This is a genomic window from Longispora sp. NPDC051575 (assembly GCF_040681875.1).
GTDB lineage: Bacteria > Actinomycetota > Actinomycetes > Mycobacteriales > Micromonosporaceae > Longispora.
Genome location: NZ_JBFAZP010000003.1, coordinates 521,033 through 543,347 on the forward strand (window position 1 = coordinate 521,033; position 22,315 = coordinate 543,347).

At 75.5% G+C, this 22,315-nt stretch carries 11 protein-coding genes and 1 pseudogene (1 of these 12 only partly in view); 4 read left to right on the forward strand and 8 right to left on the reverse strand.

Features of this window, described 5'->3' with window-relative positions:
• Positions 1-10,261: the 5' portion of an amino acid adenylation domain-containing protein gene (locus tag AB0M43_RS09825; RefSeq protein ID WP_363722879.1), read on the reverse strand. Its footprint begins 6,377 nt before the window's first position; only the first 10,261 of its 16,638 coding nucleotides appear in the window; the start codon lies at positions 10,259-10,261; its stop codon lies beyond the left edge, outside the window.
• Between the two features lie 89 nt (positions 10,262-10,350).
• Positions 10,351-10,566, reverse strand: a complete 216-nt coding sequence (locus AB0M43_RS09830) for an MbtH family protein (protein WP_363722880.1) — start codon at positions 10,564-10,566, stop codon at positions 10,351-10,353.
• A 606-nt stretch (positions 10,567-11,172) separates the two neighbouring features.
• Here AB0M43_RS09830 and AB0M43_RS09835 point away from each other — a divergent pair.
• The 4 genes and pseudogenes from AB0M43_RS09835 to AB0M43_RS09850 all read left to right on the forward strand — a co-directional run.
• On the forward strand, positions 11,173-11,865 hold the full coding sequence (locus tag AB0M43_RS09835; RefSeq protein WP_363722882.1) for an HAD family phosphatase: 693 nt from the start codon (positions 11,173-11,175) through the stop codon (positions 11,863-11,865).
• Positions 11,862-13,019, forward strand: a complete 1,158-nt coding sequence (locus tag AB0M43_RS09840; protein ID WP_363722884.1) for an FAD-dependent monooxygenase — start codon at positions 11,862-11,864, stop codon at positions 13,017-13,019. Before AB0M43_RS09835 ends, AB0M43_RS09840 begins: the two co-directional genes overlap by 4 nt.
• Positions 13,020-13,814, forward strand: a complete 795-nt coding sequence (locus AB0M43_RS09845) for a hypothetical protein (RefSeq protein WP_363722886.1) — start codon at positions 13,020-13,022, stop codon at positions 13,812-13,814. It begins immediately after the preceding gene.
• Positions 13,811-15,001: pseudogene (locus tag AB0M43_RS09850) on the forward strand (MFS transporter); the annotation flags it as partial. The gene AB0M43_RS09845 and the pseudogene AB0M43_RS09850, both read left to right, overlap by 4 nt.
• Positions 15,002-15,019: 18 nt before the next feature.
• Here the strand turns inward: AB0M43_RS09850 and AB0M43_RS09855 are convergent.
• The 6 genes from AB0M43_RS09855 to AB0M43_RS09880 all read right to left on the reverse strand — a co-directional run bounded on the left by AB0M43_RS09855 (position 15,020) and on the right by AB0M43_RS09880 (position 22,237).
• A complete protein-coding gene (locus AB0M43_RS09855) occupies positions 15,020-16,192 on the reverse strand; it encodes a cation:proton antiporter (RefSeq protein WP_363722888.1) in 1,173 nt (390 codons plus the stop codon).
• A gap of 27 nt (positions 16,193-16,219) precedes the next feature.
• Positions 16,220-16,702 (reverse strand): cation:proton antiporter regulatory subunit, encoded by a 483-nt coding sequence (locus tag AB0M43_RS09860; protein ID WP_363722890.1) that lies wholly within the window; start codon positions 16,700-16,702, stop codon positions 16,220-16,222.
• A gap of 242 nt (positions 16,703-16,944) precedes the next feature.
• Entirely contained in the window at positions 16,945-18,297 is a 1,353-nt protein-coding gene (locus AB0M43_RS09865; protein ID WP_363722893.1) for a carbohydrate-binding protein, read from the reverse strand.
• A gap of 209 nt (positions 18,298-18,506) precedes the next feature.
• Complete coding sequence (locus AB0M43_RS09870; protein WP_363722895.1) at positions 18,507-19,463, reverse strand: sulfite exporter TauE/SafE family protein; 957 nt, start codon at positions 19,461-19,463, stop codon at positions 18,507-18,509.
• 183 nt (positions 19,464-19,646) lie between these two features.
• The gene (locus tag AB0M43_RS09875) at positions 19,647-21,512 is read right to left on the reverse strand and encodes an ABC transporter permease (protein WP_363722897.1); all 1,866 of its coding nucleotides are present in this window, start codon (positions 21,510-21,512) and stop codon (positions 19,647-19,649) included.
• Positions 21,512-22,237 carry an ABC transporter ATP-binding protein gene (locus tag AB0M43_RS09880; protein WP_363722899.1) on the reverse strand — a complete coding sequence of 242 codons (726 nt, stop codon included), beginning with the start codon at positions 22,235-22,237 and terminating at the stop codon, positions 21,512-21,514. Before AB0M43_RS09880 ends, AB0M43_RS09875 begins: the two co-directional genes overlap by 1 nt.
• Between the last annotated feature and the right edge of the window lie 78 nt (positions 22,238-22,315).

A 22,315-nucleotide genomic window follows, 5' to 3' on the forward strand; every position in this document is an offset into this window, starting at 1 on the left:
GCGCGTCCAGTTGCCCCACCGCGCGCCCCGGATCCGCCGTCGCCCGCGCGAGCACGGCCACCAGCCGCGCCAGAAGCCCCAGAGCCTCCTCCGCCGGGTACCGGTCCACCCGGTGCTCCAGCCGCAGCAGCAGCCGCTCGCCGGGCACCACGACCAGGCTGAGCGGGTAGTGCGTCGCGTCCTGCGGGATGCCCCCGGCCACGGTCAGCCCACCGGCGGCGGCCGCCGCGCCCAGCGCGTCCTCGTCGAGCGGGTAGCTCTCGAACACCACGAGCGTGTCGAAGAGCTCGCCCCCGCCCGCCTCACGCTGGATGTCGCCCAGCCCCAGGTGCTGGTGCTCGATCAGCGCGGCCTGCTCGGACTGCACCCGGCGCAGCGTGTCCGCCCAGCTCTCCGCCGCGTCCAACCGCACCCGGACCGGCACCGTGTTGATCAGGAGCCCGACCATGTCCTCCGAGCCGGCCAGCTGCGGCGGGCGGCCCGAGACCGTGGTGCCGAACACGACGTCCGCGCGGCCGGTGAGCCGGCACAGCAGCACCGACCACGCGCCCTGCACGACGGTGTTCAGGGTGACGCCGAGCTCGCGGCCCGTCCGGGCCAGGTCGGCGACCAGGGACCCGGGGACCTCCAGTTCCACGACCCCGGGCAGGGCGGCGGGCCCGGCGGTCACCGGGGGCGCCGGCTCCAGGTCGGCGAGCGCCGCACGCCAGGCCGTCCGGGCCGCGTCGGTGTCCTGGGTGGACAGCCAGGCCAGGAAGTCCCGGTACGGGCGGACCCGGGGCAGGTCCTCGCCGCCGTCCGCGTACAGGGCGAACAGGTCCCGCATCGCCAGCGGGCCCGACCAGCCGTCCATCAGCAGGTGGTGCTGGGTGATCACCAGGCGGCTGGTGTCGCCGCCCAGGTGGACGAGGACCACGCGCAGCAGGGGCGGGGCGGTGAGGTCGAAGCGGCGGGCGCGCTCGGAGTCCAGCAGGGCGGTGAGCCGGTCCGGGGCCGCCGACAGGTCGACCTCCGCGAAGGGGACCTCCACCTCGGCCGGGACGACCTGGACCGGGCGACCGTCGGGGAGTTCCGTGAACGCGGCCCGGAGGTTGGGGTGCCGGCGGAGGAGCGCGGCGAGGGCGGCGCGGAGCCGGGTCGGGTCGACCGGGCCGCCGAGCTCGAAGACCTGCTGCACGGCGTAGACGTCCACGTCATCCGCCGTGCCGGACAGGGGCAAGTCCCCGAGCGGGTCCGGGTGTGATCCGGTCGCCGTCTTGGCGTGGGCAGGCGTCGGAGTGCCTTCGACGGATTCCGGCGCTGTCCCGGACAGCGACACTGACGCGGTGCCGGAGGGTGACCCTGCTGCGGGAACGGTGCCCGAAGCCGTCGTGCCGACGGCCGGCGCGGCGGGGTCGGTCCGGTGCTGGTCGGGGCCGTGGGTGTCGTAGGTGGACAGGTAGCGCAGGCCCGCCTGCAACGGGGCGAGGGGCCAGAGATCGACCATCGACGGGTACGCGGCCTCCAGCGCGTCGATTCCCGCCTGGTCGACGGCGACGAGCGGCACGTCCGACGGGGTCAGCCCGCCCGCACCGGGCCGGGCGGCGTGCTCCGCGAGGGCGGCCAGTTCGGTCAGCCAGGACTCGGCGAGCCGGCGCGCGTCCGCCTCGGCGAGCACGCCCGGCGGGAAGTCGAACCGGGCGGACAGCACCGGACCGGCCGGCCCGTCCGCGACCGCCGCGTTGACCGACAGCGTGTGCCGGACCGGCATCGCGGGGTCGAACATCGTGGTCAGCGGCCCGACCGGCTGCCAGTCGCCGGCCTCCTGCCCGGCGGCGAACCGGCCCAGGTAGTTGAACAGCACCTCCGGCTCGGGCAGCGCCGCGAGCACCGGGCCCGCCGTCGGGTGCAGCCGGCGGAGCAGGCCGTGGCCGGCCCCGGCGTCGGGGAACGCCCGGAGCTGCTCCTTGACCCGCTTGAGCGCCGTGCCGGGGTCGTCGGTCCCGGGACGCAGCCGCACCGGGTACTCCGTGGTGAACCAGCCGACCGCGCGCGACAGGTCCGCGCCGGGTACGAGCTGCTCCTCCCGGCCGTGGCCCTCCAGTCCGAGGTGCACGTCGGCGACCCCGGTGTGGGCGGCGACGGCGCGCGCGAACGCGGACAGCAGCACGTCCTGGACGGTGGCGCGGAACAGGTCGGGGACCGTGGCGAGCAGGGGGGCCGTGCGGGCCGGGTCGAGCTCGACTGTGAGGTGGGCCAGGGAGCCGGCCGGGTGGGCCGGGTGGTGGGCGGACGTGGCCGGGGGCCGGGTGGGCAGGCTCTGGTCGTGGACGGGGGCGCTCTGGTCCCCGGTCTGGGCCTGCCCTGCCTGGGCCTGCCCTGCCTTGGCCTGCACGGTCTGGGCCTGGAGGGTCTGGCCGGTCTGGCTGTCGGCCGGTGTGGGGCGGAACAGAGGTGGCGCGTCGGTCGAGACGGCCCGCCAGGCGGGGAGCTCGGACTCGTGGGAGTGGGCGGCTGCGGGGAGGGCCTCGGACCAGCGGCGGAACGGCGTACCCGTCGAAGGGAGGTTGGGGGTGTTTCCGGTCCTGACGGCGTTCCAGGCCTCGGCCAGGTCCTCCGTCAGGATGCGCCAGGAGACGCCGTCGACGACCAGGTGGTGGACGACGAGGACGAGGGCACCGGGGGCGTCGCCCGCGTCGGTCCACACGGCCTGGAGCATCACGCCGGCGGCGGGGTCGAGGCGGTCGGCGGCGGCTTCGGCGTGTGCGGCCAGGGACTCCGGGGTCGTGTCCGCCGGGGAGGTGGCGCGGTGGGTGCGCAGCACTGCGGACGCGGGGATGGTGCCCGGCTCGGGGACGCGGAGATTCCAGCGGTGTCCGGGCCCGGCGGCGACGGGCCGCGCGGAACTGGCAGCCGCTGGGTCCCCGGCCTCGGCCCGGGTCTCGACTCTGGCTTCCGCGCGGGTCTCAGCTCCAGCCCCGGCGCGGGTCTCAGCTCCAGTTCCAGCTTCGGCCCCGGCCCCGGCTTCGGCCCCGGCTTCGGCTTCGGCTTCGGCTTCGGCTTCGAGGAGGGTCGCGCGGAGCAGGTCGTGGCGGTCCAGGAGGGCCTGGAGGATCGTGGACAGCGCGTCGCCGGTCAGACCTGCGGGGGTGCGCAGCGTCATCGACTGGCTGTAGCGGTCGATCGGCCCGTCGAGTTCCCGCAGCCAGCCGATCACCGGCGTCTCGGGCGCGACCCCGACCCCGGACTCCGCCACCACGGGCGCCCCGTCGACCCGCTCCGCGACGGCGGCGAGCCCGGCGACGGTGCGCTGCTCGAACACCTGGCGCGGGGTGAGCCGCAGGCCGGCAGCGCGGGCCCGGGACACGAGCTGGATGGACATGATGCTGTCGCCGCCGAGCGCGAAGAACCCGTCCTCGACGCCGACGGCGGGCAGGCCGAGCACGTCGGCGAAGAGGCCGGCGAGCACCCGCTCGTCGGGGGTGCGGGGCGCGGTGGCGGTGACGGCCGCCGACAGGTCCGGGGCCGGCAGGGCCGCGTGGTCGACCTTCCCGGCGGCGTTCAGCGGCAGGCGGTCGAGCACGACGACGGCTACGGGCACCATGTGCTCGGGCAGCCGGCCCGCGAGCCAGGTCCGCAGCTCGGCGGGTTCCGGCAGGACGACCACGGCGACCGGGACACGATCGTCCGGGGAGGTCCCGCCGTCCCGCACGCAGGTATCGGACCGGGTGCGGGCCGCGTCGGTGGGGGTCGCGGCACGCTCCGGATGCACCGCGCCTGCAGCGCCACCCTCGACACCGACCCGGGCCGGCGCTCCGGCGTGGGCCGTGACGTAGGCGACGAGGCGGGTCGGTTCCGTGCGGGCCGACACGACGGCCTGCCCCACGGCGGGGTGACCGGCGAGGACGGCCTCGATCTCGCCCAGCTCGACCCGGAAACCCCTGATCTGCACCTGACCGTCGACCCGGCCGACGAACTCCAGCTCGCCGTCGGCGGTCCAACGCACCAGGTCACCGGTGCGGTAGAGCCGACTGCCCGGACCGTCGGATCCGCGCCCCAGGCCGCCGCCGTCCGCCAGGCCGTCGCGGCCGTGACCCAGGACTGTGCGGCCGTGCGCCGAGCCCTCATGGCCCTGCCCCGGGCCGCCGCTGTGCTCGACGTCGTGGCCGTGCCCCAGGCCGCCACCGCTGTGCCCAGCGTCGCGGCCGTCTTCCAACCCTTGCCGCCCGGCGAACGGATTCGCCACGAACCGTTCCGCCGTCTGCCCGGCCCGGCCCAGATAGCCCCGGGCGAGCCCGGCCCCACCCAGGTACAGCTCCCCCACCGCCCCGGGCAGGGTCAGCCCCAGCCGGTCGTCGAGGACGTACGCCGTCCGCCCCGGGTCCGGCCGGCCGATGAGCACGGTCCCCGGCGCGCACCGCCAGCTGGTGGCGGTCACGGTGGCCTCGGTCGGCCCGTAGGCGTTGACCATGCGCCGGTCCGCCGACCAGGTCGCGACGACGTCCGCGGGGACCTTCTCGCCGCCGACGACGATCGTGGTGTCCGCCGGCAGGGATCCGGCCGGCAGGGCGGCCAGGAGCGCGGGCGGCAGGTCGACGTGGGTGATCCGGCGCTCGGCCAGGAAGGTGGTCAGGTCGGCCCCGAACCGCCGGTCCTCGGGTACGACGACCAGGGTGCCGCCGGACAGTACCGACATGGCCAGCTCGCTGAGGAACACGTCCACGGCCGGCGACGCGAACTGGGCGGACCGGGCGCCGGGCCCGACCCCGAAGGACGTCCCGACGGACTCGACGAGCGCGGCGAGGCCGGCGTGCGGCACGACGACGCCCTTGGGCCGGCCGGTGGAGCCGGAGGTGTAGATGACGTAGGCGGGGTGCGCGGGGCGCAGGGGCACGGTGCCGGCAACCGGGTTACCCACGGGCGGTTCGGCCAGTGCCCAGCCGTCGAGGAGCACGACCTCGACTCCGCTGAGGACGGACTCCACCACCGCCCCGGCCCCCTCGGTGGAAACGTCTCCGGCCCGGGTCACGGTTCCGACCCCGGAACCGGATTCGCCCCCTGACCCGGCGACGGTTGCGCCGCTGGCGTCCGTCACGGCCCCGGTCACGACACCGGCATCGGGGCCGGACCTGTCCTCCAGCACGCCACCAACGGCCGCACCGGCGCTGGCCACGGCCCCGAGCAGGTCGCGGTGCTCCCCCGTCGTGAGCAGCAGCGCGGGCCGCGCGTCCGCCAGGATGTCGGTCAACCGGGCCGCCGGATGCGCCGGGTCGAGCGGCAGGAACACCCCACCGGCCCGGGCCACGGCCAGCGCCGCGACCACGGCCTGCGGCCCCCGCCCGAGCAGCACCGCCACCACCCGCTCGGGACCGACGCCCCGTCCGCGCAGCCCCTCGGCGAGCCGGGCCGTGACGGCGTCCAGCTCGGCGTAGCTGAGGGTGACGTCGCCGGCCTCCAGCGCGGGCGCGTCCGGGGCCAGGGCGACCCGCTCCGCGAACAGCGCCCCGAGGGTGCTCTCCGTCCGGGTGAGCGCCGGCCCACGGGAACCCCCGGAGAGTCGGGCCCGCTCGTCGGCCGACAGCAGGTCCACTCCGGACACGGGCAGGTCCGGGTCGGCGGTGACGGCGGCGAGCAGCCGGACGAGCCGGTCCGCGAGCGCCTCGACGGTGGCCCGGTCGAACAGGTCGGTGCGGTACTCGATGCCGCCACGCAGCCCGTCCATCCCGACGGCGGTCTCCGCGACGTCGAAGGTGAGGTCGAACTTGGCGGTGCCGGTGTCCACCAGCCGGCTGTCCAGAGTGAGTCCGGGGAAGCCGGTCGGCGCGGGCAGCGGGTTCTGGTAGGACACCATGACCTGGAACAGCGGGTTGCGGCCGGCGGCGCGTTCGGGGCGCAGGGCGTCGACGAGCCGTTCGAACGGCAGGTCCTGGTGGGCGAACGCGGCGAGGTCGAACTGCCGGACCCGCTCCACGAGCTGGCGGAACGTGGGGTCGCCCGACACGTCGGCGCGCAGGACGAGCGTGTTGACGAAGTACCCCACGAGGTGGTCGAGGTTCTCGTCGGAGCGGCCGGCGACCGGCGTACCCAGACAGATGTCCTCGCCCGCGCCCATCCGGGCCAGCAACGCCGAGACGGCGGCCTGCACGACCATGAAGCCGGTGGATCCGGTGTGCCGGGCCAGGGCCCGGATGCCGGCGTGCAGCGCGGCCGGCACGTCGAAGGTCACGACGGCGCCGTGGTGCGGTCCGCCGGCAGTGCCGGGGCGGTCGACGGGCAGGACCAGTTCGCGGGGTACGCCGGCCAGGGCGGTGCGCCAGTGCCCGATCTGCCGGGCGGCGGCGCTGGCGGGGTCGGCGGGGTCGCCGAGCAGGTCGCGGTGCCAGCGGGCGTAGTCGGTGTAGCGGACGGGCAGCGGTTCCCAGCCGGGCGCGCCGCCGCCGACCCGGGCCGCGTAGGCGGTGCCCAGGTCGCCGAGCAGCGGGGTCAGCGACCACTCGTCGCCGGCGATGTGGTGGGTGACCAGGAGCAGGACGTGCCGGCGCTCGCCCACGGCGAACAGGTGGGCGCGCAGCGGACCCTCCGCGCCGAGGTCGAAGGGCCGGCGCACGGCCGCCGCGACGAGCGCGTCCACCTCGTCCTCGGCGCACGCGACGGTCTCGAAGAAGACCGGAAGATCCACGATTTTCTGGTACGGGGTCCCGTCGCGCTCCACCACGACCGTCCGCAGCGTCTCGTGCCGGTCGGCGACGTCGGCCAGCGCCGCGCGCAACGCCGCCTCATCCAGCGCGCCGTCGAGGGTGACGGCCAGCGGCAGGTGGTAGGTCGGGTCGGGCCCCTCCAGGGTGGACAGCAGCCACATCTGCCGCTGGTTGTACGACAGCGGGGCCAGGTCGACGGGTCCGGCGGCGGTGAGCGCGGGGCGGGCCTCGGTGGCGTTGTCGAGCCGGCGGGCGAGGCCGGCGACGGTCGGCGCGTCGAAGACGTCCCGGACGGCCAGTTCCACGCCGAGCGCCGCGCGGGCCCGGGAGCACACCCGGGCGGCGAGCAGCGAGTGGCCGCCGAGGTCGAAGAAGTGGTCGTCGACGCCGACCGCGTCGAGGCCGAGGACCTCGGCGACGATGCCGGCGAGGATCTCCTCGGCGGCGGTCCGGGCGGTGCCGGCGGGGGTCGCGGCCGCCTGGTCGGGGGCGGGCAGGGCGGCCCGGTCGAGTTTCCCGTTCGGGGTGGTCGGCAGCGCGGGCAGGACGAGGACGGCGGCCGGGACCATGTACTCGGGCAGGGTGCGGCCCACGTGCCGGCGCAGGTCGGCCGGTTCGGGGGCGGCGCCGTCGGCGGGGGTGACGTAGCCGACGAGCCGGGGTTCGCCCCGGTGGTCGGGGTGCACGGCGACGGCGGCGAGCGCGACGGCCGGGTGGGTGGCGAGGGCGGCCTCGATCTCGCCGGGTTCGATCCGGAAGCCCCGGATCTTGACCTGCTGGTCGGAGCGGCCGACGATCCGCAGCGCGCCGTCGAGGTCGCGCACGCCGAGGTCCCCGGTGCGGTACATCCGGGCCCCGGGCACGGGAACGTCCCCGCCGAAGGGGGCGTGGCCCGAGGACGCCTGGCCCGGGGCGGCCAGGCCCGAGGACGCCTCGCCAGCCGAGGTCTGCTCGGAGGTCGCCTCGCCAGCCGTGGCCTGGTCGGAGGTCGCCTGGCCGGTGCCCACCGCGAACGGGTCGGCGACGAAGCGTTCGGCGGTCAGGCCGGGGCGGCCCAGGTAGCCCCGGGTGACGCCCGTGCCGCCGAGGTAGACCTCGCCGACGACGCCGGGCGGGACGGGCCGCAGCCGGGCGTCCAGGACGTGCACCTGGGTGTTCCACACCGGCCGACCGATCGGCGGGGCGCCCTCGTCCCCGGGCGTGAGCCGGTGCGCGGTGGACCAGACGGTGGTCTCGGTCGGCCCGTACAGGTTGGTGACCTCGGCCGCGTCGGCGGTCAGGGCGGTCGCGAGGTCCGCCGGCAGGGCCTCGCCGCCGACGAGGACCCGCAGTCCGGGGTGCACGCCCCCGGCCGCGTGCACGGCGCGCCACAGGGTCGGGGTGGCCTGCGCGACGGTCGCGCCGGACCCGGCGACCAGCCGGGCGAGCAGTTCGGGCTCCTGGACGACGCTCCGGGGCGCGAGGACCACGGAGGCCCCGGACAGCCACGGCAGGTACAGCTCCAGGCCCGAGATGTCGAAGCTGACCGTGGTCACGGCGAGCAGCCGGTCGGCGGGGGTCAGCGCGAACTCGGCGTCCATCGCGAGCAGGAAGTTGAGCAGGTTGCGCCGGGTGACGACGACGCCCTTGGGCCGGCCGGTGGAGCCGGAGGTGTAGAGGACGTAGGCGGCGGAGTCGGGCGCGTGGGAGCCGGTGGCCGGGTCCGGCTGCGCGCTGGTCCCGCCGTTCGCGCTGATCGGTTCCATGTCCGTCCGGCCGTCCAGCACGACCGGGCCGGAGCTCCCGACGGGTAGCGGGGCGTCCGGCCAGGCGCCATCGGCGGCCTCCGCCAGGTCCAGGACGGCCCCGTCGAGCAGCGTCGGCCCGGTCGCCGGCAGGGCGTCGGCCACCAGGTCCCGGAGCTCGGCCCCGGCGGTCAGCACCAGCGTCGGGCCCGCGTCGGCGAGCATGTGCGCGAGCCGTTCGGCGGGGAAGTCCGGGTCCAGCGGCAGGTACGCGGCCCCGGTCCGCAGCACCGCGAGCAGCGCGACCGGCAGGTCCACGGTCCGGGGCAGGCACACGGCGACGATCCGCTCGGGCCCGACGCCCCGGTCGCGCAGCCGCCGGGCGAGGCGCCCGGAGCGCGCGTCGAGTTCGGCGTACGTCAGGGAGACACCGTCGGCCAGGACCGCGACCGCGTCGGGGGTGCGGCGGGCCTGGTCCAGGACGAGGTCGACGAGGTCCGCGTCGGGGAGTTCCCGGGCGGTGGCGTTGTCGGCGGCGAGGGCGGCGCGTTCGGCCCCGGTCAGGACGTCGAGCCCGGTGACCGTGTCGGCGACGGTGAACGACTCCAGGACGCCGACGAGCCGGGCGACGTGCGCCTCGACCTCGGCGGCGGTGTACAGCGCGGGGTTGGCGTCCACGACGAGGTCGAGGGTGCCCGGGGACCGCTCGTCGAAGGTGACCGTGAGGTCGTCCACGGGGCCGGCGGACACGTCGACCCTGGTCCCGGCGGCGCCCGCGAACGTCAGCTCGTCGGCGAACGGCTTGATGTTCACCCACGGGCCGACGAGCCGGCGGCCCTCGCCGAGCAGCCGCAGGTCGCGGCGGATGTCCTCGCCCCGGTACCGGCTGTGCCGGCGCACGGCGCGCAGTTCGGCGGCGACCCGGCCGACCAGCGCGGCCAGCGGCTCGTCGGCGCGCACGGCGATCCGCAGCGGGATGACGTTCACGGCGGTGACGGGTACCCGGATGGCGGCCGACCCGAGCCGGTTCATCACGGGCAGGCCGAGGACGAGGTCGTCCGCCCCGGTCATCCGGTGCAGGTACACGGCGCCGGCGGCCAGCAGGGCCTCGACCCGGGTGGCCCCGGCGGCCTTCCCGACGGCGGCCAGCGCGGCGGCCACGGGCGCGGGCACGGTGCCGGTGCGCCGCAGGAACGTCGGGGCGGGCGGCGCGACCCGGTCGGTGAGGCTCGCGACGGTGGGCAGGTCCGCGAGCCGTTCCGCCCAGAAGGCGCGGTCCTCGGCGTGCCGCGCGGAGTCCGCGTAGGCGGCGTCCTCGGCGACCAGGGTCTCCAGCGCGGCGAACGGGGCGGCCTGCGGCTCCCCGCCCCGGACCAGCGCGGTGTACACGTCGGCGACCCGGCGGGCGAGCAGCGCGAACGTGTACGCGTCGAGGGCGATGTGGTGGCACCGGAAGTACCAGACGAAGTGTTCGGGGTCGAGTTCGAAGAGGACGTGCGCGGAGACCGGGCCCCGCGCGAGGTCCACGGGCCGGAGCAGGTCGGCGTCGATCCGGTCCCGGGCCGCCCGCCACGGGTCCGGCTCGCCGGCCAGGTCGACGTGCGCGACGTCCTCGACGGCGTCGTCGGTGATCCGTTGCCGGACGCCGTCGGAGCCGTCGACCTCGAACCGGGCGCGCAACGCCTCCGCCTCGCCCAGCATGGCCCGCACCGCCCGGCCGAACAGCGCCCGGTCGACCGGCCCGTCGATGTCGACACAGGTCGCGGTGTTGTACGCGGGACTGGCGGGGTCCATCCGCTGGGCGAACCACACCCCGGCCTGGGCGCTGGTCAGCGGCAGAACACGGTCAACGTTGCGCATCTTCGACTCCACGGGACGTCAGTACAGGGCCGGGGCGGGCGGAACCGCGCCACGGGCGGGGGCCCGAGGCACGGTCGGGGCCGGGCGGGTCAGGCGTGGGCGTCCATGTCGGCCACGAGGCTCAGCGGCCGCAGGTCGGTCCAGTGCCTCTCCACGTAGTCGAGGCTCTCCTGCCGGGTGGCGGCGGCCTGCGCGACCGTCCAGCCGGCGGGCACGGCCGCGAACTCCGGCCACAGGGAGTGCTGGCCCTCGTCGTTGACGAGGACGAGGAACGTCCCCGCCGGGTCGTCGAAGGGGTTGGACACGGGGTACCTCCCGGGCAGCGTGGGGTGCGAGGCAAGGGCCTCGAAGTTTGCTTAGGCTAACCTAAGCACATGTCCGGCTTAGGTAAAGGGATGCGACCAGGATCACGAACGGTTCCGGAATCCGATGACGGCCATGTCCGACATGGGCGAACGACCCCGGGACCCGACCGGTCGCCGACGGGGACCGGTCGAGGCCTCCCGGGCTGATCCGCGCGGCACTCCGGCCTTTCCCGCGATTACCCGGGCGGCCACCCCGAACCCCTTTCCGCCACCGCGATGGCGGAACGACGGAACACGCGGCCCGGCCCACGGCTGACTGCATCGCCCCGCGCGGACACGGCGCGCGGCACCAGCCGCCGATCCGGAGTGATTCCGCAGCTCAGGGCACTCCACCGCCACCCACCCACTATTCGCGAATGGCGCTCACGACTCCGCCAGGTGGAATCGGGGAATTCTCATGGATCACCCCTAAGGAGGAGTCTCAATACCGTCTCAGGGACCGGTGTTCTAGATCTCTCGGCATTGTCGGCGCGGCCATTCCGTGCGAGTTTCCACTATCGACGGTGCGCCGGAGGGGCGGCACGGATACGGGAGAACGGCGAACGGGTGACCGGAAATCCACCACCGACCACGGCGGTACTCGTGGACTGCGACGGCGTGCTCGTCGACAGCGAGCCGTTCATGGAGGCCGTGCTCCGGCGCGAGCTGCGGGCGCACGGCGTGACCCTGACCGCCCGGGAGACCGCCGCCCGGTTCCGGGGCCGGGCCTTCACCGAGATCGGCGCCGAGGTGCGCGAACAGTTCCAGGTGGCGCTGCCGGCCGGGTTCGCCCGCGCCGTCACCGACCGGGCCCTGGCCGCCCTGGAATGGGAGCTGTCCGCCGTGCCCGGGGTGTTCGCGCTGCTCAAGCGGGTCCTGGTCCCGGTCTGCGTGGTGTCCAACGCGCCCGGCCGCCGGGTCACGGCCGCCCTGCACAGCGTCGGCCTGGGCGCCCTGTTCGCCGCCGACCGGATCGTGGCCCGCGAGGACGCCACCCGGGGCAAGCCCGCCCCCGACCTGTTCCTGGCCGCCGCCGCCCGGCTCGGCGAGCACCCCCGGTCCTGTGTGGCCGTCGAGGACAGCGTCACCGGGGCCGTGGCGGCCCGGGAGGCCGGGATGCGCGTCGTCGGCTTCACCGGTACCCACGAGGAGCCTGGCCGCCAGGCCGAAGCCCTGTCCGGAGCGGGGTGTTTCGCCACGGCGCGCGACATGGCCGCCCTGGCCGGGATCCTGCACACGGAATGCGGAGTCAGCACATGAACGTCCCGAACACCCCCGCCCGGCGGGTCATCGTCGCCGGCGGCGGCATCGGCGGGCTCGCCGCCGCCGTGGCCCTCACCCGGCGCGGGCTCGACGTCACCGTCGTGGAACGCGCCGACGGGATCCGCGAGCTCGGCGCGGGGATCACGATCCAGATCAACGGGATGCGCGCGCTGGACCGGCTGGGCGTCGCCGACGCGGTCGCCGCGCGCGGGTCCGTGATCGCCCGGGCCGGGATCCGCACCTGGCGCGGGGACCTGCTGTCCGCGGACCCGCTGGACCGGCTCGCGGCCGAGTACGGGTCGCCGTGCGTGGGCGTGCACCGGGGGCGGCTCCAGGCGGCGCTGCTCGCGGCGGTACCGGCCGGGGTGGTGCGGCTCGGGGCGGCCGTCGCCGACGTCGCCGAGACCGCCGACGGGGTGACCGTCCGGCTCGACGACGGCACCCGGCTGCGCGGGGACGTGCTGGTCGGGGCCGACGGGCTGCACTCGACCGTCCGGGCCCGGCTGCACGGGCCGGCGGAGCCCGACTACGCCGGGTACACGATCTGGCGGGCGGTCTGCCCCACCCCGCCGGGCCTCGGCGCGGACGAGATCGGCGTCTACTGGGGACCGTCGTGCCGGTTCGGGTTCGTGCCGATCAGCGCCACGGAGACGTACTGGTACGCGACCCAGGTCCAGCCGTACGACGCCGACGCCGAGCCGGATCCGCTGCCCGGGCTGCGCGCCCGGCACCGGGACTGGGCCGCGCCCGTGCCGGCCCTGCTCGCGGGCACCGACCCCGGCGCGGTGTTCCGGACCCCGATCACCGACCGCGAACCGCTCGACCGGTGGGGCCGCGGCCGGGTCACCCTGCTCGGCGACGCCGCGCATCCGATGACGCCGAACCTCGGCCAGGGCTGCTGCCAGGCCCTGGAGGACGCGGTCACCCTGGCCGACGTGCTGGCCGGGGCGCCCGACCCGGCGGCGGCCCTGCGCCGGTACGAGGACCTGCGCGCGCCGCGCACCGCCCGGATCGTGCGGATGGCCCGGGACCTGGGCCGGCGGGGACACACCCCGGACGGCTGGCGCGAGGCGCTCGACGCGGCCGACAAGCCGCTGGACGAGGACGCCCGGCGCTGGCTGTACGCGCCGGACACCGTCGGGGCGGGCTGAGTGGACGGTCACCCCGCGCACGCGGTGGACCCCGAACGGGTGCGGGAGTGTTTCGGGCGGGCGGTGTGTCGTACCCGTCACGGGGTCGTCCTGGTGGGTGACGTGGTCTCCGCGTTGCGGGCCGGCGGGGCGCGGGTCTTCGTGGCCGGCGGTCCGCCGCGCGACTGGCTGACCGGGGACCCCGCCCGCGACGTGGACCTCTACGTCGACCGGCCCGTGGCGCACACCGAGGGCGTGCTGCGGGCCGCGTTCGCCGTGGACGCGGTGTGGCAGCGGGTCGACGGGTTCGGGCTGCTCCGCTGGGGCGACCAGGGCTGCCTGGACATCAGCTTCCTGCGGTCCCCGGACGCGCTGACCGGCGCGCCGCTCGCGGACACGGTCTTCCGCCCCGGGCGCGGCCTGCGCGCCGACGCCCGGATGCGCGACTTCACCGTCAACGCCCTGTACTACGACTGCGCCCTGGGCCGGATCGTCGAACCCGTGCCGGGTAGCGTCGCCGACGTGCGGAACAGAAGGCTGCGGATCGTGTCGGACCCGCGCAAGCTGGCCGTGGACTTCCGGACCTCGCTGCGGGCGGCGCAGTTCGCGGGGCGCGGGTTCCGGCCGGTGCCCGACACCGTGCGGTACCTGCGGGAGACCGCCGACCGGGACGTGCTGGGGGTCGGGGCCGGGTTGGGCGCGTGGGTGGCCGAGCACGTGCCCGACGGCGGCCGGGCGGAGTTCGGCGCGTTCCTCGCGGGGTTTCTGCGGACCGGGGAGGCCCAGGAGCTGCTGCGGGAGGCGGTCGCCCGGTGACCCCGCGCGGACTCCCCCGCGAGGTCTGGGTCCTCGTCGCGGCGAGCTTCGTCATCGCCGTCGGCTTCGGCGTCGTCGCCCCCGCGCTGCCCGGCTTCGCCCGGAGCTTCGGCGTCGGGGTCACCGCCGTGACCGTCGCGGTCAGCGCGTTCGCCGTGCTGCGGCTCGCGTTCGCGCCGGCCAGCGGTCGGCTCGTCGCCCGGTTCGGCGAGCGGCCGCTGTACACCGGCGGCCTGCTGCTCGTGGCGGGCTCCACCGGCGGCTACGTGCTGGCCGGCGAGTACTGGCAGCTCCTGGTCCTGCGCGCCCTCGGCGGCGTCGGGTCCACCATGTTCACCGTCGCGGCGGCGGCGCTCCTGATCCGGATCACCCCGGAACCGCTGCGCGGCCGCGCGTCGGGCACCTGGGCGACGAGTTTCCTGCTCGGCAACATCTGCGGCCCGCTCGTCGGCGGCCTGCTCCTCACGATCGACCCCACCGCCCCCTTCGTGTACTACGCGGCCGCCGTCACCGCCGTGGCCTGCGGGGTCGGCTGGGCGCTGCGCCACTCCCCGCTGCTCGGCGCGCCCACCCGGGCCGGGGACGCGACGATGGCGGCCCGCGAGGCCTGGACCCGGCCGGCGTACCGGGCCGCGCTGGCCGGCAACCTCGCCAACGGCTGGGCGGCGTTCGGGGTGCGGATGTCGCTGCTGCCGCTGTTCGTCACGGAGGTCGTGCACGGCGGCCCCGGGCTCGCGGCCGCCGCGTTCAGCGCGTTCGCGGCCGGCAACGCGTCCGTGGTGCTCGCGGCGGGCACGTTCGCGGACCTGCGCGGCCGGCGACCGCCCCTCGTGCTCGGCCTGGGGCTGGGTGCCGCCGCGACCGCCGGCGCCGGGTTCGCCGGCGCGCCGTGGCTGGTCGTGGCCCTGTCGGCCGTCGCGGGGCTGGGTTCCGGGATGGTCACTCCCCCGTTGGGCGCGGTCGTCGGCGACGTCGTCGGGGCCGCGCGGGGCGGGCCGGTGCTCGCCGCGTTCCAGATGACCGGGGACATCGGGACGATCGCCGGCTCCGTGCTGTCCGGGCTCCTCGCCGAGCGGTTCGGCTACCCGGTCGCGTTCGGCGCCGCCGGACTCGTGTCGGCCCTGGCGGCTCTCGTCTGGGCGCGCACCCCGGAGCCCCGCCGGTCCCGGGTGCCACCGCGCGCGGCGGTCACCCGGCACCGGCGCTCAGACCGCCGGGCTGCCTCGCCTGCGCCGCACGTACCGGGCGAGCGGTTCGATCCCCCGCGCGAGCAGCGGCCCGCACACCGCGAGGATCAGCACGTACGCGGCCGCCAGCGGCCCCAGGCGCGGGTTCACCCCGGCGGCCACGGCCAACCCGGCGATGACGATGTTGAACTCGCCGCGGGGCACCAGCGCCGCCCCGGCCCGTAGCCGACCGGTGGACGCGATTCCGGCGCGCCGGCCGGCGATCCAGCCGGTGAGCATCTTCGTCCCGATCCCCGCGACCGCCAGGGCGGCGGCGATCCCGGCGACCGGCGGCAGGTCCGCCGGATCGGTCTGGAGTCCGAAGAAGACGAAGAACACGGCGGCGAACAGGTCCCGCAGCGGGGTGAGGATCTGCCGGGCGGTGTGCGCGAGCGGCCCGGACAGCGCGATGCCGACCAGGAACGCGCCCACGGCGGCGGACACCTGCAGGTGCTGGGCGATCCCGGCGACCAGGAGGACCAGGCCGAGGACCTTCAGGAGCAGCACCTCGTCGCTGGGCGAGGCGACCAGGCGTTCGACGTGCCGGCCGTAGCGCAGCGCGATGATGAGGATGACCGTGATGGTCACGGCCGCGATGCCCAGGGTGGCCGCGCCGCCGAGCAGGCCGACACCCGCGAGCAGGGCGGTGAGGATCGGCAGGTACAGGGCCATGGCCAGGTCCTCGAACACCAGCAGGGACAGCACGACCGGCGTCTCCCGGTTGCCGAGCCAGCCCAGGTCGCCCATCACCTTCGCGGCGATCCCGGACGAGGTGACGTACGTGACGCCACCCATCGCCACCGCCCCGACCAGCCCCCAGTCGAGGATGAGGGCGACCGCGACTCCCGGGGCCGCGTTGAGCACCAGGTCGATCAGGCCGGACGGGGCCGAACTGCGCAGCGAGCCGACGAGCTCGCTCGCGGTGTATTCCAGCCCGAGGGTGAACAGGAGCAGGATGACGCCGATCTCGGCCCCGGCCGAGATGAACACCTTGCTTGTGGCCAGCGGCAACACGCCGCCCTGGCCGAACGCCAGGCCCGCGAGCAGGTAGAGGGGGATCGGGGAGATGGAGAAGCGCACCGACAGGGCGCCGAGGAGTCCCAGGCCGAGGATGACGGCGCCGAGTTCGACCAGCAGGATGCTTCCGTGCACGCGAGGGGTCCCTTCGCTCGGGGGTGACTAGCCGCTGGTGAGGATCTCGGCCACGCTCGTGGTGCCCTCCTCGGTGCCGACCACGACCACGATGTCGTCGTCGGCGAAGACGAAGTCCGGGGTGGGGCTGGCGATGACCTGGTGACCGCGCACGACGGCCACGACGGAGGCGCCCGTCCGGCTGCGCGCCCGGGTGTCGCCCAGGGTCCGCCCCTCGTACGGCGAGCCGGGCGTGATCGCCAGCTGGGCCGTGACCAGGCCGTCGACCTGCCGGCGGAGTTCCGCGAGCCGCTCGGTGACCCGGGTGGTGCCCAGCAGTTCGGCGAGCCCGTTGGCCTCGTCGGTGGTCAGCTCGACGCTGACGAGCGCGCTGTCGGGGTCTTCCTTGTCGTAGACGATCAGGTCCCGCCGTCCGCTGCGGTGCGAGATCACCCCGATCCGCCGGTGCCGCGTGGTGGTGAACTCGTGGCGAAACCCGATGCCGGGCAGCGCGGTGCGTTCGGTGTCCATCTCCCTGCTCCTCGCTCCAAGAGATCCGTGGGTCCCCTATCCAACCATCCGGCCCACGGACAGACGGGTGGCGCCCGACGTCGGATCCGACATCGGGCGCCGTGGAACAGACACCGCCCCCGCCCAGCGAACTGGACGGGGGCGGTTCCTCACCTGTCGGGGCGGCCGTTTCCTAGGCCGGCCGCCCCGGCTCCGCGCGCGGGCCTGTCACGCCCTCACCCGGCGCGGAGCGTCTGTCGCCCCTAGCCGACCCGCCACAGTGCGGGGACGTTCGGGGGCTCCCAGCCGGCCATCGACGTGTGGCCCTGCAGGCAGGTGTAGCGGCTGCCGCCGTAGGTCACGGTCGCGCCGGCCGCGTAGGCCTTGCCGGCCGCCCAGGTGCCGCCGCCCGGCGGGTTGGTCGGTCCGGTGGTCGGCGGGACGGTCGGCGGGACGCCGCCGCCCGTGAGCAGGGTCAGGCCGTAGGCGGACAGGATCGGGTTGACCGGCTGGAAGTACATGGTGCCGCCGGAGGAGCAGTTGCCCGAGCCGCCCGAGGTGACGCCCTGGGCCTGGTCGTTGGCGAGCCACGAGCCGCCGGAGTCGCCGGGCTCGGCGCACGCGTTGGTCCGGGTCACGCCGCTGACCGTGCCCTGCGGGTACGTCACCGAGGTGTTCTTCTGCTGGATCGTGCCGCAGTGCCAGCCCGTGGTGGAGCCGGACCGGCAGACGGACGCGCCGACGGCCGCCTCGGTGGAGCCGTTGACCGTGACGGTGCCCGGGTACCGGTTGACCTGCGCGCGCGGCGTGTTGCCGGCCGCGACCTGCACCCACGCGTAGTCGCGGCCGGGGAACGTGGAGCCCCGGAAGGTGCCGCTGGGCTGGGTGGTCGACGCGCCGGTGGTGCCGCAGTGCCCGGCGGTGACGAAGCCGCCGGTGACGGAGAAGCCGACGGAACACCGCGAACCGGAGCCGATGTAGTACGCGTTGCCGCCGATCACGTCGATCAGGGGGCGCGGTTCCTCGGTGGAGTTCTCGATCCGGACGGACTTCACGTCCACCCCGGCGGCGGCGACGAACGCGCGGGCGGCGTCGGCCGCGCCGGCCTTCGTGGACACGACGACGGAGTTGGTGGCGATGTCCACGTACCAGCCGGGCACGGTCTTCGGCGCCTTGGCGGACGCGGCGTCGAGCCGGGCCTGGACCGCGTTGAGCTGCGCCTCGGTGCGCGCCACGGTCTTCGGGGTGGCGCCGGCGGCGCGGACGAGGGTGGCCTGGCGGGCGTCGGTGACGCCGACGGTGAGGGTGGTGGCGTCGCCGTTGAGCCACGCACCCCCGAACGCGTCGCCGAACGTGGCCCGCATCGCGGACTCCGCCCTGGCGGCGGTGTGCTCGCGGGCGAGCCGCTGGCGGGCCTGGTCGGGGCTGATCCGCAGGTCGCGGGCCATCGCGCTGAGCATGTCGGGCGCGACGTTGTCGGCGGCGGAGACCTGGGCGCCGTCGAGGACGTTGCCCTTCGAGGTCTGGGCCGTGGCGGGTGTCATGGTCAGAGCGGCGATGACGGTCGTGGTCAGTGTGACCGCCGCCGCCGCGAAGAGGGCAGGTTTCCGTGCCATCCGTTGCCTCCTGGGCTGCTGAGGGGATGAGGTGTCGGGTGGTTGACGGGGACGCTAGCCAGCTCCGGCCGCAAAAGGGAGATCTCATCTGGGTCATACCAACCGCGCACGATCCGCCCGCCGGAGCACGCCGACCACGAAAAACGGAAACCGCCGACCATCCGGGTACCGGGGATCGGCGGTTTCGGGGCTGTCCTCGCCCGGGCGGACTACTCGACGGGTACGGCGTCCCGCTCGCGCGCGCTGCCCGAGGACACCAGGGTCGGTGTGTGCGGGGCCTGTTCCACCCCGGCCACCGGGTCCGGCATGAGCGCGACCGTCCGTGCCGCGCGCCGCCGCTGGTGCAGGTAGCCCGCGCCGATGCCCAGGGCGGTGGCGGCCACGGCGGCGACGACGGCCTCGTTGGGTACCGACAGCATCTTGAGCCCGCTGGCCAGCAGGATGACGGCGAGGAACGCCCGGATCGTCCCGCCCTTGGCCCGGGAGGAGAACCGCGCGCCCACCCAGACGCCGGGGATCGAGCCGACGAGCAGGGACAGGGTGAGTTCGAGGTGGAAGTCGCCGAACAGCAGGTGACCGCCGGCCGCCGCGGCCACCATCGGCACCGCCTGGACCAGGTCGGTACCGACGAGCCGGTTGGCGGCCAGCGCCGGGTACACGACCAGCAGCGCGACCACGACCAGCGAACCGGAGCCGACCGAGGTCATGCCCACGACCAGGCCGCCGACGACGCCGATCAGCACGGTCCGCAGCGGCCGGACGACGATCTCGCCGGTCACCGGGCCGCGCCGGCGGGCCAGCCACTGCTTCACGCCGATCAGGGTGGCGGCGAGCACCAGGGTGACGCCGAGCGCGGTCTTGACCAGGGACTGCAGGTCGCCGCCGACCGCCCGGGTCAGGAGCACGCCCGCGAAGGCTGCCGGCACGCTGCCGACGCACAGCCAGCCGACGAGCGGCCAGTTCACGGTCCGCCGCCGGATGTGCACCCAGCCGCCGACGGGCTTCATCAGCGCGCTGACCACGAGGTCGTTGGAGACGGCCGTGAGCGGGGGCACGCCGAAGAACAGCACGAGGATGGGGGTCATCAGGGCCCCGCCGCCCATGCCGGTCAGGCCGACGATCAGCCCGACCACCAGGCCGGCCGCCGCCACGGTCCAGTCGATCATCGCGTGATTGTCTACCAAACCAGTAGGCGAACTCAAGAGGCCACACCAGTGAGTTTGCCCTGGCCGAACGGTCGGGCCCTGAACGGACGCTCCCGCCGTGCCCGGGTCGGAGCTCCCCCGCACAGGCCGGTGGGCCGCCCCGGCGAACGGGACGGCCCACGGTGGGCCCACGCGGGGTCGGAGCTACTCGCGGGACCCGGCCAGCCGGACCGCCGGGATCCGGGTCGCCGCCAGGGTCGAGGCCACGCTGGCCGTGGTGACGAGTACCACAGCGACCAGGATCAGCCAGCCCGCCAGTGCCCACGGCACCTCGGCCTCGGCGTACCCGGAGAGGGCCGCCAGGGAATGGGTCACGCCGTACAGGGTGCCGCCGGCCGCCATCCCACCGAGCAGCAGCCCGATCCCGACCACCGCCAGGCTCTCCACCAGCGCGGTGCGCACCACCTGCGGCCGGGTCAGCCCGGTCAGGCGCGCGGCGGCGAACTCGGCCCGCCGGTCGGCGGCCCCGATCACCACGGCGTTGACGGCGGCGATGGCCGCGTACAGCGCCCCGGCCCCGAGGAGGGCCAGCAGGACGGCCTGGTTGTTGCGGCGCTGCTCGGCGGCGAACGCGTCGAGCCAGTCCGCGCGGGTGCTCACCTCGCCGAGTCCGGCGGCCCGGATCGCGGCGGCGACCTCGGCGGGCCGGTCGGCGCGCAGCCAGTACCCGGTGCCCGGGCCGGGGGTGCCGGGGGCGGCGGGCACGAGCAGGCCGGGGCCGCTGAGCGCCGGGGGCAGCACGGCCACGACGCGCAGGGTCGTCCCGTTCGGGGTGACGAGGTCCTCGCCGACCCGGAAGGTGTGCCCGGGCAGGGCGTTGGACCGCGCGGCCACCGTCGACCTGACCAGCGCGGACAGGTCGCCGGCGAGGGGTGCGACCCTGTGGGTGGCCTGCCAGGCGACCGGGTCGACGGCCTGGGCGTCGGGGTAGTCCTCCCCCATGTTCACGAAGCTCTCGGCGGACACGACGGTGACCCCGGGGACGGCGGCCAGCGCCGCGCCCACCGGCTGGTCGGCATCGACCCGCAGGTCGGCGGTGACGGTGTCGGCGGTCTCCCGGACGATCGCGGCGGACATGGTGTCCACGGACCCGGCCAGCCCGCCGACGATGGAGACCAGCACGAGGAGCGGGGCGGCGGTGGAGGCCGTGCGCCGGACGCCGGCCCGCAGGTTGGCCACCGCCAGCTCGCCGAGCGGCCCCCGGACGACGAGACCGAGGACCCGTCCCACGAGGGGTACGACGAGCGGCGCGAACGCGTTCAGGGAGATCGCGAGGGTCATGCACAGCATCAGGTACAGGCCGAGGGCGTCCTCCGCGGCCATGTCCGGGCCGGCCGCCACGATCAGGACCGTGAGCCCGAGGAACAGGGTGCCCAGGATCCAGCGCGAGGCGGTCATGACCCGGCCGGCCGCTCCGGTCTCGCGCAGCGCCTCCAGGGGCCGGACCTTGGCCGCCCGCTGGGCCGCGCCGAACACCCCGCACAGGCCGACGCCGACGCCGACGCCGACGGACACCCACACGACCCAGCCCCGCCAGGGCGCGTCGAAGTACGCGGGGACGAAGGAGTTGGAGCGCAGGACGGCGAGCTGGGCGCGCATGACCGGTCCGCCGAGCGCGACCCCGGCCGCCGAGCCGAGCAGGCCGAGGATCAGGGCCTCACCGAGCAGCAGGCGGCGCAACTGCCAGCGGCTGCCGCCGTTGAGCCGGAGGGTGGCCAGTTCGGCGCGGCGCTGGGCGACCGTGAACGCGAACGTCGAGCCGACCACGAACACGGCGAGGAAGCCGGCGATGAACAGCACCATGCCGAGCAGGGAGCCGGCGGCCTCGTACCCGTCGCGGAGGTTGTCGCTCTGGGCCTGCGACAGGCCGGCGGGGAGCACCGGGTCGACCGAGGCCACGAGGAGCAGCAGCGAGGACTGCACGAGCGCGACCCCGAGGGCGACCGCGACGAACGCGCCCGCGAACAGCTGCCACCGGTCGCGGAACGTCTGCCAGGACATCCGCAGCATCAGGCCACCTCGAGTCCGGCGAGCCGGTCGGCGACCTGGTGGACGGTGGGCGCGACGACGCTGTCGACGATCCGGCCGTCGGACAGGAAGACGACCTGGTCGGCGCGGGCGGCGGCCGACGGGTCGTGGGTGACCATGACGATGCTCTGCCCCTGGTCGACCAGCTCGCGGAGCAGGTCGAGCACGACGCGGGCGGACTTCGTGTCCAGCGCGCCGGTCGGCTCGTCGGCGAACAGCACCGCCGGCCGGGTCACCATGGCGCGGGCCAGGGCCACCCGCTGCTGCTGCCCGCCGGACAGCTCGCGGGGCCGGTGCCCGAGCCGGTCGCCGAGACCGACCCGGCCCAGGATCTCCCGGACCTCCGCGCGCTTGGGCCGCGCGCCGGCCATCCGCAGCGGCAGGGCCACGTTCTGCTCGGCGGTCAGGGCGCCCATCAGGTTGAAACTCTGGAAGACGAAACCTATCCGGGTACGGCGCAGCCGGGTCAGATCGGCGTCCGAAGCCTTCGTGATGTCCTGGCCGGCCACGGTGACCGTGCCGGAGGTGACCCGTTCGAGCCCGGCCGCGCAGTGCAGCAGGGTCGACTTGCCGGAACCGGACGGGCCCATCACGGCGGTCCACGAGCCGGAGGGGAAGGCCAGGTCCACGCCGTCCAGGGCGCGGACGGTGGTGTCCCCGCGTCCGTACACCCGGTGCACGGCGCGGAGTTCGACTGCGTGTGTCATGGCGCCAGCCTGCCAGCGGCGTCAGCTGAGGTGGATCAGTGATCGCCCTGAGTCGGCCCCTGAGAGTTGCACCCCGGG